Below are 13,875 nucleotides of genomic sequence, written 5' to 3' on the forward strand. Positions count from 1 at the left end.
GCACTTTATTTGCGGCTGCTGCTCCAGGAGAAACGCTTAAGCGATGGAGTACGAACAGAGCGCCTAAACGCGGTCTTCAGCAGGTCAATACGTTGCGGTGGTAGGGGCATCATCCTCCGCTGACCCATCCCGCCATCACATCGCGTCACTGTCTCATCTTCACCGATGACCTAGCAGTGATGTCAATGTGCCTTCGATCCCGTCTCGAGTGAGAGGATCGCTTTCTGCAAACCCGGAGGGAGCGGCTGCTGAAGAAACTCGGCGTACATCTCGCATAATGTCGTGCCGATCCGCTCCTGAGCCTCGGCTTGCATGTCGCTCCAGAGACCATCGCCTCTCCATGCATGAGGCACAACGATGATATGGCCCTCCGGCCAGTCTTCCTCTGTTCCAAGGTCCATCGTTATACCCATCCGCTGTCTCACTTTTGAGAGTGGAAATTCAACTCATTTTCGGGGAGACCGTTCCGGTTCGTTCTACAGATTTCACTAACTTATGTTTATTTTTCATTTGTTACCCAATAACAGGAACGTGAGGAGCTTAGCCACGTTGCTTCCATCATCGTAGGAGGCGGGGATGCTGAAGCTCAGAGTGCCACTTTCAATTCAGGCAAAACCTCGATGCGTTTTGGCTCTCGCTCTGATCCTCCCGGTCGTGGTTGGAAGCGTCCCCGCCCAAGCCCAAGGAATCTTCGCATTCCTCCAGGCACTCACCCAGCCTGCGGCACCGGCACCGACGCCGCAATCCTTCGGGTACCAGCCCGATCCCGCGCTTGAAAGGCCCTACCAAAAGGCCCGGCCGCGCCCGAAGCCTGTCGTTCTTGAGCAGCCGGAGATCAAGAAGCCCGTCGAGCCCAAGCCGGTCGGTGAGATCGCTAATCCCGTTCCGGCGCTTCTGGCTGACAGCACCTTGCGTCCGGGTGACATGGTAATGTTTCCGGATGGGTTGCGGGTGTTTACTGGCCGGCCGGAAGGCTCGCACAAGCTCGCCGACTTCAAGCCCTTGGCCCAGGCAGGCAAGCACCTGTCCCGTGAGACCCGCAAGCTCGTCGCCCATCTGCTCCCGGCAGAGAACATTGCATGGAATACGGATGCGGCGAAATCCGGTGGCATGCTTGCGGCCAACACGAATGATATCTCGACCACAGGAAGCGTGAACAGGCCCAAGAGCCGAAAGGACTCCCGTTCGCGATGAGGCTTCCACGAGGAGAAAGCGCCCGGCATGTCCGGGCGCTTCGTGCATCGTGCCCGCCTGAACGATGCGCTCTCCACATCATGGTTTCTTGATTTGCTCAGGACATCTGGATCAAGTTCACGATACCCGTGCCATCGCCGAGGTAGCTTGGTTCGACCGGGCCATTAACCAGCGGGGCGTCAGGCTTTCATCCGGGAGCCCGGGCGTTTGCTGCCTGCTTGCGCTTTTTGAATCGAACTCTCCTCGACAGTGGGATAGACGCCTGCCAGCACCTGATCGAAATGGCGGCGCAGGGAATTGTTGCAGCCGCACGACAGGCTATCCAGACGATCCAGATCGCGGACTCGAACGCCGCCTCTGCGCGTCTCCAGCAGATGGCGGCGCTTCAAGGACTGAATCACCCGGCTGACATAGCTTCTCCCGACTCCCATCATGCTGGCCAACTGCTCCTGGGTGAGGGGAATGTCATGATCGCCCGTTCGGTCGATCGCCGCCAGCAGCCATTTCACCGTGCGCTGCTCGATCGTATGAACCGCATTGCACGCTACTGACTGGAAGACCTGGGCCAGCATGCAATCCGCGTAGCGGGCGAACAGGTGCCGCAGGCTCGGAGATCGGGTTTCGAACTCCTCAAGATCTGCGGTCGAGAGGCGCAGGAACGGACCTGGAAACTGGATTTCGGAACGGGCATAGGCCGGAAGGCGTCCCTGGCTCACAATCCCGCCGACCGCTCCTTCGCGTCCGATCAGGGCCGTTTCCACCGTGAGCCCATCCTCGAGCTCGACCACGAAAGAAACCAGGCTGGGCCCGCAGGGGAAATAGACGAACCTGACTTCATCCCCGGGCTGATAGAGCTTCGCTCCGGCTTCCCCCTCCCATTCCTGAAGCGACGGTGCCAATATGGCAAGATCCTCGGGTCTGAGAGCGCTCAGGAGATTGTTGCCGGCAATCTGTTCCCTGATGCGCGATGGGATCGCGGCGGGCTGCATTGGGTATCGTTCCTCGAGTCCTTCGGCATGTCCAACGCGCAAGAGCGACTTGCGTTCACCTGTGAACATAACGCTGGCCATGTGTGCACATGTGGACAGACATAACTGCAACTCCTGTCTACAAGGGCACACAAGCGCCTCACCATGGAGGCTACATCGTATCGATGAACCGGACGCTGGATCTGTCGATCAGCATGGGACTGAGGCTTTGACTCGGACGTGATCGAAACCGCTGACCCGTTGAGATTTCCCATGACGCTCCCGATGCACTCCGATGCGGCCCCGATTCCGACCGGGGTCTCCGGCCTCGACGATATTCTCGCCGGCGGGTATGCCGCCAATCGCGCTCATCTCATCGAGGGGCGGCCCGGCTCCGGAAAGACGACGCTGGGGATGCAGTTTCTCCTCGCGGGGGCAAAGCAGGGGGAACGCTGTCTCTACATCACCTTGTCGGAGAGCAAGCGGGAGCTCCTGTCCGTCGCCTCCCGTCATGGCTGGGCGCTCGACGGCATTGAGATCTTCGAACTGGTGCCGCCGGAGCTGAGCCTTGACCCGCAACAGCATCAGAGCCTCGTCTACTCGTCCGACCTGGAACTCGGCGAAACGGTCCGCATGGCATTGGCGGAGATAGAACGGGTGAAGCCGAGCCGGGTCGTGTTTGACTCGCTGTCCGAGATCCGGCTCCTGTCTCAGGGCTCCCTGCGGTATCGGCGACAGGTGCTGGCCTTGAAGAGCTACTTCCTGCTCAACGACGCCACGGTGCTGATGCTCGACGACCTCACGTCCGAGCAGGACGATCTCAACCTGCATTCGATCAGCCATGCGGTCATCCGTCTCGAACAGGTTGTTCCGGGCTATGGGGCGGAACGGCGCCGGCTCAGTGTCACTAAGATGCGCGGCACCGCCTTTCGAGGCGGATACCATGATCTCGTCATCCAGCGGGGCGGGCTGCGGATCTTCCCGCGTCTGGTGGCATCCGACCACCACACTCCATTCGTCCTTGAGGCGATCCCCAGCAGTATCGACGAGCTCGACACCCTTCTCGGGGGAGGCCTGAGTCGAGGGACGAGCACCCTGATCGTCGGCCCCTCGGGCGCAGGCAAGTCCACGCTCGCGCTCGGCTATCTCTGGGCTGCCCTGGAGCGCGATGAACCAGGCCTGTTGGCGAGTTTCGACGAGACAACGGGCATCCTGATGCAACGGGCAAAGGGCGTCGGTTTCGACCTGACGCCTCATGTGGAATCCGGACTGCTGCGCATCGAGCAGATCGATCCGGCCAATGTCTCGCCCGGCGAGTTCTCCGGCCGGGTGCGGGATGCGGTGGAGCAGGGCGGTGCGAAGGTCGTGGTGATCGACAGCCTGACCGGTTACCTGAATGCCATGCCCGAGCAGCCTTTCATCGTGCTCCAGATGCACGAGTTGCTCACCTATCTGAACCAGCAAGGCGTGGTGACGGTCCTGGTTCTGGCGCAGCACGGCATGGTCGGCCAAATGGTCTCGCCGATCGACCTGACCTACTTGAGCGATGCAGTCGTGTTGCTTCGCTTTTTCGAGGCTGGTGGGCGGATCCGAAGAGCTTTGTCGGTCGTGAAACGGCGCACGGGCGCGCACGAAGATACAATTCGCGAGTTCCGGATCGACAGCCAGGGCTTGCGCGTTGGTCCACCACTGGAGCAGTTCCGGGGTGTGTTGACAGGCGTACCGACATTCGAGGGCCAGCGCACCTCGCTTCTTGAGGAGCGTGAGACCGACGATGATGCAGGCCGATGAGGTATCTGTCCTGATCCTCGCTCCACACGGGCGGGACGGCACGGTGGCAGCGGTCATTCTCGGCGAGGCTGGGATCAAAGCTACAATATGCTCCAGTCTTGATATGCTCGTCTCGGGATTGGATGTGGCTGCCTGCGGGGTGATCACGGAGGAGGCGCTGCTCAGCGCCGACCGGCGGGAACTGGCCGATTGGGTAGAGCAACAGCCCCCCTGGTCCGATTTCCCGTTCATCCTGCTGACCCATCGCGGCGGATCGCCGGTCGAGCACCTGACGGAGTTGCTCGGGAATGTGACGGTGCTGGAGCGCCCGTTCCACCCGGCCGTCCTGGTGAACGCCGTACGGTCGGCCCTAAGGGCGCGCCAGCGGCAGCGAGAGGTGGAAGCCCACCTCAAGGAGCGGCAGCAGACGCACGAGCGTCAGGCCCTGCTGATCCGTGAGCTGCATCATCGGGTCAAAAACACCCTTGCAACCGTGCAGGGCCTGCTCGGGGCCACGGCGCGCTCCACGCGTTCCGTCGACGAATTCTACCACTCGTTCTCCGATCGGATCGTGTCCCTATCCAATACGCACAACCTCCTCACGGAGGATTATTGGCAGACGGCACCGTTGATCGAGATGCTCAGGAATGAGCTGTCCCATTACGACGATGGCGCGCAGCGGCGGATCACCCTCGACGGACCGCCCGTGGAGCTTTCGGCCGATTTGGCTGTGCCGATCGGAATGGCCGTGCATGAGCTGACGACGAACGCCGCCAAACACGGAGCACTCTCGGTTCCAGGCGGGCAGATCACCGTCGTTTGGATGGTGCGGGATCTGGAGACTGGGCGTCGCCTGGACATCAACTGGCAGGAGCGCGGTGGCCCGCCTGTCGAGAAACCCAGCCGTAAAGGCTTCGGCTCCACGCTGCTGCATCGGGTTTTGACCCATCAGTGCCACGCGACGATCAACATCGCCTATGATCGCGAGGGGCTGTCCTGCCACATGGATATTCCTCTCGTCGAGGAACGACTTGTGCCGGAATACTGAGTTTCCTCGAGACGTTTTCGGGGAGGCTCGGGTTTCCATTCGTCAGGAGCGCGCCCATGCCCGCGGGAGCGATGCTTGGACCGGCCGCCCCATGTGACGCATTCGCATTCCCTTGATTGGCCATGCTGGCCTACTAGATCCCTTCTCTCACTGGATTTGTCTTCATGCTCTCCGATCCGGCCCCTAACGTCTTCCTCACGGCGGAACTAATCCCGTTCATCCGCGCTCAGGGCGCCTCCGGCCGGTCTCTGGACGCCAATGAAGGGCTTCGGTGGAACCTGCTCTGGAGGCTGGAGCAGGCTCGCGGATGATGGACAGTAAGCGTGGATTTCCTGCCGGCCCCGGTTTCCTGGCCGGTGGCGGCGAGATGGGGGTGCTGGTCCGGTCACATGACTGGTCGGCCACATCGCTTGGACCTCCCGCGACATGGCCGCAGGCTCTGAAGACGGCTGTCAGCCTCATGCTTCAAACGCGCCAGCCGGCCTATGTCGCCTGGGGACCTGAGCAGATCTCGCTCTACAACGACGGCTACATCCCCATTCTCGGCACCAAGCACCCAGCCGCGTTGGGTCAGCCTGCACCCATCATTTGGGCGGAGATCTGGGAGACGCTGGGTCCTATCAATGAGGCCGTGCTCGCCGGTGAGGCGCAGTGGTTCGAGGACATGCCGTTCGCGCTCGCCGGCCGTGACCGGGACATGAGCTGGTTCAGCTATTCCTACACTCCGCTGCGGGGCGACGACGACCGGATCAGAGGCATCTTCTGCGTTGCACAGGAGACGACCGCCAAGGTGCTGGCCGGCCGCCACATCCAGGCCGAACGGGAGCGTCTGGCTCGAATGTACGAACAGGCACCCGGGTTCGTGGCCCTGCTGGAAGGGCCGGAGCACCGGTTCGGATTGGCCAATCCTGCCTATATGCAGGTGATCGGCCATCGCGACATCATCGGCAAGACCATCGCCGAGGCGCTGCCGGAGGCTGCCGGGCAAGGCTATGTCGATCTGCTGAACGAGGTCTATCGAAGCGGCAGGGCTCTGCGGCTCACCGCTGCGAGATACGCCTTTCAAGCGACGCAAGGTGGGCCTGCCGACGAACGGTATGTCGACTTCGTCTACCAGCCTCTGACCGATTCGGCCGGCGATGTGACCGGCATCTTCGTCGAGGGGTATGACGTCACGGATCGGGTTCGTGCCGAGACCCACCGCCGGGCGCTCGTCGAACTCGGCGAGCGCATTCGGGACATCGTCGATCCTGACGAGCTCTCGTTCGCCGCAGCCGAGATTCTCGGCCGGACCTTGGAGGTGAGCCGGGCCGGCTACGGCACGGTCGACAAGGTTGCCGAGACCATCACGATCGCTCGCGATTGGAATGCCCCAGGCATCAAGACCATCGCAGGCGTCCTGCACTTCCGTGACTACGGCTCGTATATCGAGAACCTCAAGCGTGGCGAAACTGCCGTGATTGCCGATGCTGACCTGGACCCACGGACCGCCGCGACGGCCGACATGCTGAAGGGCATCAGCGCGCAGGCCTTCATCAACATGCCGGTAACCGAGCGGGGAAACCTCGTCGCCCTGCTGTTTCTGAACCACGCCAAGGCCCGTGAATGGCGTGATGACGAACTCGCCCTCGTGCGCGAGGTGGCCGAGCGCACCCGGACCGCGGTGGCGCGGCTGGAGGCCGAGCAGGAGTTGCAGGCGCTCGCCGCATCGCTGGAGCAGCAGGTCGCGGAGCGCGGCGCGGAGTATGATCGGGTGTGGCGCAACTCGCGCGACCTTCTCGTGATCGTGGGTGCCGACGGCATCTTTCGAGCCGTCAATCCGGCCTGGACAACCATTCTCGGCCACCAGCCGGACGCGGTGGTCGGCCACAGCTTCCTGGAGTTCATCTGGCCCGAGGATGCCACCCTGACTCAGGACGGCCTCGACGAGGCGGCCGCTGCGCATGACCTGACCAATTTCGAGAACCGTTACCGCCACAAGGACGGCAGCCCCCGCTGGATCTCCTGGCACACCTCCGTCGAGGGCGACCTGGTTTATGCCTATGGGCGTCATGTGACGGCCGAGAAGGAAGCCGCCGCAGCCTTGGCACAAGCCCAGGACGCCTTGCGCCAGTCGCAGAAGCTGGAGGCGGTGGGGCAGCTTACAGGGGGCGTGGCGCACGATTTCAACAACCTGCTCACGATCATCAAGTCGTCCACCGACCTGCTGCGCAAGCCTGGGCTGCCGGATGAGCGGCGGCGACGCTACGTCGATGCGATTTCCGATACCGTCGACCGTGCCGCCCGGCTGACGGGCCAGCTCCTGGCTTTTGCCCGTCGACAGGCTCTGAAGCCGGAAGTGTTCGACGCGTCCGAGCGTATCCGCGCCATCACCGATATGCTGCGCACCGTCGTCGGCTCGCGCATTCGGATTGTCGTGGAGATCACCGGCGAGCGATGCCTGATCGAAGCCGACATGAGCCAATTCGAGACGGCGCTGGTCAACATGGTGGTCAATGCGCGCGACGCCATGAACGGCGAGGGCAAACTTACCGTACGGGTCGACGAGGTGTCTGGAGTGCCGGCGATCCGGGGGCATCGGGGTGGGATGGGCCCGTTCGTAGCCGTTTCCCTGACGGATACCGGCGTTGGCATCGCGCCGGACGAGCTCATCCGGATCTTCGAGCCGTTCTTCACCACCAAGGAGGTGGGCAAGGGAACGGGTCTGGGGCTCTCCCAAGTCTACGGCTTCGCCAAGCAATCAGGCGGCGATGTGTCAGTTGAGAGTGAGGTTGGCCGCGGCACCACCTTCACCCTTTATCTGCCCCGCATTGATGATACCGTCACTGCCGGGCACTCGCGCGACATTCCGTTGAGTTCGGCTCCCGAGGAGGGGCGCGGCCGCCGGGTGCTCGTGGTTGAGGATAATGTCGAGGTGGGGCGTTTCTCGACGCAGGTCCTCCAGGATCTCGGCTATGAGACTACCTGGGCCGCCAATGCCACCGAGGCCCTTGCGCTTCTGCAGGGAAGGGACGACTTCGATGTCGTTTTCTCCGATGTGGTCATGCCGGGCATGAGTGGCATCGAGCTCGGTCAGGAGATCCGACGGCGGCACCCGGACCTGCCGGTCGTCCTGACCTCGGGCTACAGCCATGTGCTGGCCGAGAAGGGGCGCCACGGCTTCGAGCTGTTGCAAAAGCCCTATGCAGCCGAGGAATTGTCACGGATCCTGAGACGTCTGACCGGAAGTCGGTATTTCAAACAGCGATGATGGCTCATGTCCGGGCACTCTTCGAGACTCACGAAGCGCGCGGCTGTCGCCGAACTGCTACAGGGCCTTCATCCTTTGTAGTCACTCGGCCCCGACTCCAGAGCTGTTTGTGATTCAGCTTTTCCATTCTAGTGACAGTGATGGTCCAACAACGTCGGGCTCCTTGCCCGGCCTTATGATCGCTGGCGGCATGATGGCGCGAATGAAATCACTCTTACTGGCAATCGCCGGCCTCCTCGTGGCGAACCTCGCTGGCGCGCGTGAAGCCGACCGTCCCGGCGATTGGCTCGCGCGACAAGAGAAGTTCAACAAGCGCATTGAAGCCCGTGATCGTCGGGCCACTCGGAGCATTTGTGCGGACCTCTGCAAGGAGCCGAAGCGGCCTGTCTATGCCGAACCGGAAGAGATGCTTGAGTCCAACGACGTTGCCGAGGCCACCTACGAACGGGCACGTACACCCTACGAGATGCAGTTTGACACCGATGGCGTGCAGGATGAGAGCGAGTGAGGCCGCTCTGATCCTGTTGGCGAAAAAGGGCTGAGACAGACCCTGCCCCGCTTGCAGAAGGCGGTACCGGCCCATGATCGTGTCGCAGGATCATGGATGCATCAACCGGCTGGCAGGATCGGGGAGAGCGCTCAGGTCAGCTAAGAGCGCTCACTCTACTCTCGGCACTCGTTACGCAGAAAAGACCTACTCCGAAGAGGCAGGCTTGAAGCTGCTTGCGAGCTCATCCGCGCTCTTAACGAGAAGCCCCAAGTCGGATCCGACAGCAACGAACCCGTAGCCCCATTCGATGTAGCGGCGGGCATCCGCCTCGCGCGGCGCAAGAATGCCCGCAGGCTTCCCTACGGCCTGGAGACGCCGCACGGCATCTTGAATGGCAGCCTGGACCTCAGGGTGCTGAGGGTTTCCGATATGGCCCAAAGATGCGGACAGATCGGCGGGGCCGATGAACACACCATCAACTCCCTCGACGCCTGCAATCGCCTCCAGCTCTGCGAGAGCCGCCGCCGTCTCGATCTGCACCAGGACGCATGTTTCCCGGTCTGCGTGCTTGAGGTAAGCCGGCAAGCGACCATACCCGCTGGGACGGCTCACCGACGTGATGCCGCGAATGCCTGCCGGAGGATAGCGACAGGCGGCAACGGCCTGCTCTGCTTCCCGTGCGTTTTGAACGAACGGAATCAGAACAGCCGGCGCGCCGATATCGAGGATGCGTTTGATGAGGACAGGATCGTTCCAGGCGGGACGTACGATGGGAGTGGCGCTGCCGCCAGAAAGGGCCTGAAGCTGGTTCAGAATCCCGGGAACTTCATTGGGGGAGTGCTCCATGTCGAGCAGAATCCAATCGAAGCCGCTATGAGCAATGATCTCCGCCACGATATTGCTGCAGAGACTGCTCCAGAGCCCGATCTGCAGTTGCCGGTTCTGGAGAGCGGCTTTGAAAGCATTGCGTTGAAGGTCCACCATCGGTCACCCTTGTGCTTGGCTTGTGCTGTGGCTCTTATACATGAAAATTCTGAGGGCTAGGGCCCATTGGAGCATTCCTCTCGTCAAAGCCATGATGTCTCCCGCTCCACCATCCACTTCCGGAGTGCTGAATTCCGAACGGCGCATCATTGTTCGGAGGCTGGCACAGACGCGGGCTGCTGAAAGGATGCCAAGGCCGCGTGGATGAACTCGGTCAACTGTTGCGCTGCGAGAGAAAGCGGGCGTCGACTGGATGTCAGAAGCCAGATATCCATCGAGGTCTTCGGCAGAAGGGGGCGGCGGACTAATTGATCTGATGGATAATCCATTCCGACGAACGGTGGGAGGATGGAGACCCCGATCCCATTCGCGACGAAGCTGCAGGCAGTCTCCGACATGGGGACTTCAATTCGATTGCGTTTCTGTACGCCGCGCATCTGAAAGGCCCGATCGATCGTCATCAGCGAACAATCGTCTCGTTCCAGGGAGATGAAGGATTCGTTCCGCAGGTCTTCCACACCGATGGTGGATTTCTTGGCCAACGGGTGCAGCGCCGGCAGAAAGCACATGAGATCGAACCGGATGACAGCTTCGGCTGTAACGTCCGGATGGTCGAACGGCAGGATGCTCAGGCCGATGTCCACCTGTTGCGCCATGACAAGTTCCGCGATGCGCGGCGACGCGCGACTCTGAAGCGTAAGACGCAGATCGCGCTGCTCGGCCAGGAAAGGGGAAAGGGCTCGCGGCAGATAGCGCGAGGCCAAGGCCGGGAGCGCCGCGATGGTGACTTGTCCCCATTCGCGGTTACGTACGGCTGCTGCCACGCGTTCGATGCGTTCGGTGCCGGCGATGAGCTTCTCCACCTCCGCCGCAACCAGGCGAGCCTCGAGTGTCGGAACGAGCCGGCCGTTGCTGCGCATGAAGAGTTTGAATCCGCAGCTCTCACCAAAGCCCTTCAGCAGTTTGCTGACGGCAGGCTGCGAGATGCCAAGCCTCTCCCCCGCATGCGTCACAGAACCGGTTTCCATGAAGGCATGAAACGCTTCTATCTGTCGGATATTCATTACAACGTTCTCAAAATTTCTCGTTCAACTATGAATTCTGGTTATAATGAACGGCAGAAAAGCAATTTGACAATCATGTTCTGCACTCCTCTAATCCTTCGAAGAACTGCGGGCACCATACGGTCGTGGAGCTAACGAGAATGGATGATGGCCTCATCTGAGGCCGTACATCGGACGCTCGTCTCATGTGCCATCTTCGGCGTGGCATGTCTTCGGCAACAATATCCAAGGGGACTCAGCGTGATGAAATCAGCACTTTCCGTGGGAGCATTGGCGATCCTGATATCCGCCGCGTCACCCGCTTTGAGCAGCAGCCTTGTCGTCTGCATCGAAGGAAGTCCGGAAACCTTCAACCCGCAACTGACCAGCAATGCGACGACGAGCATCGTGACCGGCCAGATCTACGACCAACTCGTCTCGGTCGAGGCTGGCAGTTCGGAACTCGAGCCGAGCCTGGCCGAGAGCTGGTCTGTTTCGGAGGATGGCAAGACCTATACGTTCAAGCTGCGGCAGGGCGTGAAATGGCAGTCCAACAAGACGTTCAAGCCCTCGCGTGACTTCAATGCGGATGATGTGGTCTTCAGCTTCGAACGGATGATGAAGGCGGATCATCCCTACGCTAAGGTCAATGGCGGGAACTACATTACCTTCAACACCAAGCTCGCGGATGTTCTGACGGCGGTGAAGAAGATCGACGAGCACACGGTCGCGTTCACGCTGAAGGAGCCGCTGGCGCCCTTCATCGGGATCCTATCCCACCAGTCGCTGATTATCCTCTCCGCCGAGTATGCCGATCAGCTGCTGAAGGCTGGCACGCCTGAGCAACTCGATCTGCAGCCGATCGGGACAGGCCCGTTCCAGATGCAGGTCTACCAGACCAATGCGGCTGTCCGGTTCAAGGCCTTTCATGATACCTGGGGTGAGAAGATCAAAGATCCTGCCAGGACGCCGAAGGTCGACGATCTGATCATGCCGATCACGGTGGACGCGCCGGTTCGCCTGCAGCGTGCGCAAGCGGGCGAATGCCATATCGCCAATGCGCCCAGTCCAGCCGACCGGGAGGTGATCAAGGCGAGCGCCAAGCTCAACCTCGCTGAAACACCTGTCGCGTCCTCCGGCTTCCTCGCCTTCAACTTCAAGGAGAAGCCGTTCCAGGATAAGCGCGTCCGGCAGGCACTGGCTCATGCCATCAACATGAAGGGACTCGTCGATAACGTCTTCGAGGGAACCGGCGCGGTGACGGGAGCTCTCATCCCGGCGTCTCTCTGGGGGCACAATCCCGACCTGAAGGGGCATGCATACGATATCGAGAAGGCTAAGGCGCTGCTCGCGGAGGCTGGATATCCCAACGGTTTCGAAACGCAGATCTGGGCGCTTCCGGTCACACGCCCATACATGCCGAACGGCCGCCGCGCTGCGGAACTGATCCAGGCCGACTGGGCCAAGATCGGCGTCAAGGCTGAAATCGTGACCTACGAATGGGGCGAGTACGTCAAGCGCGCACGCATGGGCGAGTCGAAGACTGCGATGTTCGGGGGTATCTGGGATTTTCCGGATCCGAGCCAGATCCCGAACAACTACTTCACCTGCAACTCGCAGGGCAAACCGAGCCCGTCGAACATCGGCTCGTGGTGCAACGCCTCGTTCAATGATCTGATCGCCCGAGCCGGACAGATTACCGATCAGAAGCAGCGGACCGACCTCTACAAGCAGGCTCAGGTCGTCTTCAACGACGAGGTTCCCGCGATCCTGTTCGGCAGTTCCTCGGCGCTGCTGGCCGTCAACAAATCGGTTTCGGGGTTCGTCCCGGCCGTGTTCGGGACCAGCCGGTTCTCGGGCGTCACGGTGCCTTAGAACGGTCCGATGCTTAAAACCGGGCGGGGAGGGTGAAAGAGTTCCTCCCCCTTGATCCTTCTTGCCTTTGGGCCGCGTTCGAAGCTCGGCGCAAGGCTGTTTCTTTCATGCGGAGCTTGAAGATGCGTGTCGTCGTGATCGGCGCAGGGATTCTCGGATCCAGTGTTGCCTATCATCTTGCCATGAGCGGCATTGAAGTCGAAATAATTGACGAGGTTCATCAGGGCAAGGCGACCCTGGCAGGGGCGGGGATCGTATGCCCCTGGGCCACGAAGGTCACCGATCCCGAGTGGTATGCTCTCTATGCCGCCGGAGCGCGCTACTACGCGGAACTGGTCGAAGGCCTGACACAGCGTGGCGAAACCGATCTCGGATATGGGCGCGTCGGTGCGCTCGTCGTGGCCGAAGATCGGAAGGAGCTGGAAGCGGCGGATCAGAGAATCCAGTCCCGCATCGCAAACGCGCCAGAGGCCGGGAATGTGCAGCGCGTTTCGGCGGCAGAAGCGAAGCGGCTGTTCCCGCCGTTGCGAGAGGATCTCGACGGCATTTACATTCCCGGTGGCTCTCGCGTCGATGGCAGGCTTCTCGCCGCAGCCATGACCCGCGCGGCCGTTGCGGCGGGTGCCGTGCTCCGGCATGACCACGTATCGCTTGAAATGCGGGACGGAAGGGCATGTGGCATCCGCAGCGATGGGAGCGCGATTGACGCGGACGAGATTGTCGTCACGGCGGGCGCCTGGGCCTCGCAAATCCTGCGTCCGCTCGGATTGGAGCATCCTGTCCGTCCGCAGAGAGGCCAGATCGTTCACCTGCGCCTGCCGGGAACCGAAACACGCTCGTGGCCCGTCCTCCTCCCGATGACCAGCCACTACATGCTGGCTTTCGACGATTCCCGAGTCGTGATCGGCGCAACGCGGGAAGACAATACGGGGTTCGATTACCGGGTCACGGCCAGCGGCCAGGCTGAGGTTCTCAACGCGGGCCTTGCGATTGCGCCCGGACTGGCATCAGGCACGATCATTGAAACAAGGATCGGCTTCCGGCCCGCAGGCGACGGCTACAAGCCGATCCTTGGGCGTGTTGCGGGGATGGATGGTCTCGTCATCGGCAACGGTCTTGGGGCAGCCGGCCTTACCATCGGTCCCTATGCAGGGCGCTTGCTGGCTCAGATTTGCATGGGTGAGAAGCCGGATACCGACACGGCTTCCTATTCTCCCACCTCGGCGTGAACGACGTTTCATTTAAAATCAAAG

At 61.3% G+C, this 13,875-nt stretch carries 11 protein-coding genes; 8 read left to right on the forward strand and 3 right to left on the reverse strand.

Annotation, left to right across the window (positions count from 1 at the left end; genetic code table 11):
* Nucleotides 1–627 precede the first annotated feature (627 nt).
* Nucleotides 628–1,194, forward strand: a complete 567-nt coding sequence (locus AB4097_RS14185; protein WP_442040585.1) for a hypothetical protein — start codon at nt 628–630, stop codon at nt 1,192–1,194.
* Between the two features lie 179 nt (nt 1,195–1,373).
* Here AB4097_RS14185 and AB4097_RS14190 read toward each other — a convergent pair whose 3' ends face one another.
* Complete coding sequence (locus tag AB4097_RS14190; protein WP_442040587.1) at nt 1,374–2,183, reverse strand: Crp/Fnr family transcriptional regulator; 810 nt, start codon at nt 2,181–2,183, stop codon at nt 1,374–1,376.
* A gap of 252 nt (nt 2,184–2,435) precedes the next feature.
* Between AB4097_RS14190 and AB4097_RS14195 the strand changes: the two genes are divergently transcribed.
* The 5 genes from AB4097_RS14195 (at nt 2,436) to AB4097_RS14215 (ending at nt 8,738) form a co-directional block, all read left to right on the forward strand.
* Entirely contained in the window at nt 2,436–3,953 is a 1,518-nt protein-coding gene (locus AB4097_RS14195; RefSeq protein WP_442040589.1) for an ATPase domain-containing protein, read from the forward strand.
* Nucleotides 3,940–4,980 carry a sensor histidine kinase gene (locus AB4097_RS14200; RefSeq protein ID WP_442040656.1) on the forward strand — a complete coding sequence of 347 codons (1,041 nt, stop codon included), beginning with the start codon at nt 3,940–3,942 and terminating at the stop codon, nt 4,978–4,980. The genes AB4097_RS14195 and AB4097_RS14200 overlap by 14 nt, the downstream gene beginning before the upstream one ends.
* Nucleotides 4,981–5,144: 164 nt before the next feature.
* Nucleotides 5,145–5,291 carry a hypothetical protein gene (locus AB4097_RS14205; RefSeq protein WP_442040591.1) on the forward strand — a complete coding sequence of 49 codons (147 nt, stop codon included), beginning with the start codon at nt 5,145–5,147 and terminating at the stop codon, nt 5,289–5,291.
* On the forward strand, nt 5,288–8,230 hold the full coding sequence (locus AB4097_RS14210; protein ID WP_442040593.1) for a PAS domain-containing protein: 2,943 nt from the start codon (nt 5,288–5,290) through the stop codon (nt 8,228–8,230). The genes AB4097_RS14205 and AB4097_RS14210 overlap by 4 nt, the downstream gene beginning before the upstream one ends.
* A gap of 109 nt (nt 8,231–8,339) precedes the next feature.
* Complete coding sequence (locus AB4097_RS14215; protein WP_442040595.1) at nt 8,340–8,738, forward strand: hypothetical protein; 399 nt, start codon at nt 8,340–8,342, stop codon at nt 8,736–8,738.
* A 186-nt stretch (nt 8,739–8,924) separates the two neighbouring features.
* Here the strand turns inward: AB4097_RS14215 and AB4097_RS14220 are convergent, their stop codons facing one another.
* Together AB4097_RS14220 and AB4097_RS14225 are read right to left on the reverse strand one after the other, a co-directional pair.
* Nucleotides 8,925–9,701 carry an HpcH/HpaI aldolase family protein gene (locus AB4097_RS14220; RefSeq protein WP_442040658.1) on the reverse strand — a complete coding sequence of 259 codons (777 nt, stop codon included), beginning with the start codon at nt 9,699–9,701 and terminating at the stop codon, nt 8,925–8,927.
* A gap of 149 nt (nt 9,702–9,850) precedes the next feature.
* Nucleotides 9,851–10,768 carry a LysR substrate-binding domain-containing protein gene (locus AB4097_RS14225; RefSeq protein ID WP_442040597.1) on the reverse strand — a complete coding sequence of 306 codons (918 nt, stop codon included), beginning with the start codon at nt 10,766–10,768 and terminating at the stop codon, nt 9,851–9,853.
* A 243-nt stretch (nt 10,769–11,011) separates the two neighbouring features.
* Here AB4097_RS14225 and AB4097_RS14230 point away from each other — a divergent pair, with 243 nt between their 5' ends.
* Complete coding sequence (locus AB4097_RS14230) at nt 11,012–12,622, forward strand: ABC transporter substrate-binding protein (protein WP_442040599.1); 1,611 nt, start codon at nt 11,012–11,014, stop codon at nt 12,620–12,622.
* A gap of 122 nt (nt 12,623–12,744) precedes the next feature.
* Nucleotides 12,745–13,851 carry an NAD(P)/FAD-dependent oxidoreductase gene (locus AB4097_RS14235; RefSeq protein WP_442040601.1) on the forward strand — a complete coding sequence of 369 codons (1,107 nt, stop codon included), beginning with the start codon at nt 12,745–12,747 and terminating at the stop codon, nt 13,849–13,851.
* The last annotated feature ends 24 nt before the right edge of the window (nt 13,852–13,875 follow it).

The sequence above is a fragment of the Microvirga sp. 2MCAF35 genome (assembly GCF_052115545.1).
In the GTDB taxonomy this organism is placed as follows: Bacteria; Pseudomonadota; Alphaproteobacteria; order Rhizobiales; family Beijerinckiaceae; genus Microvirga.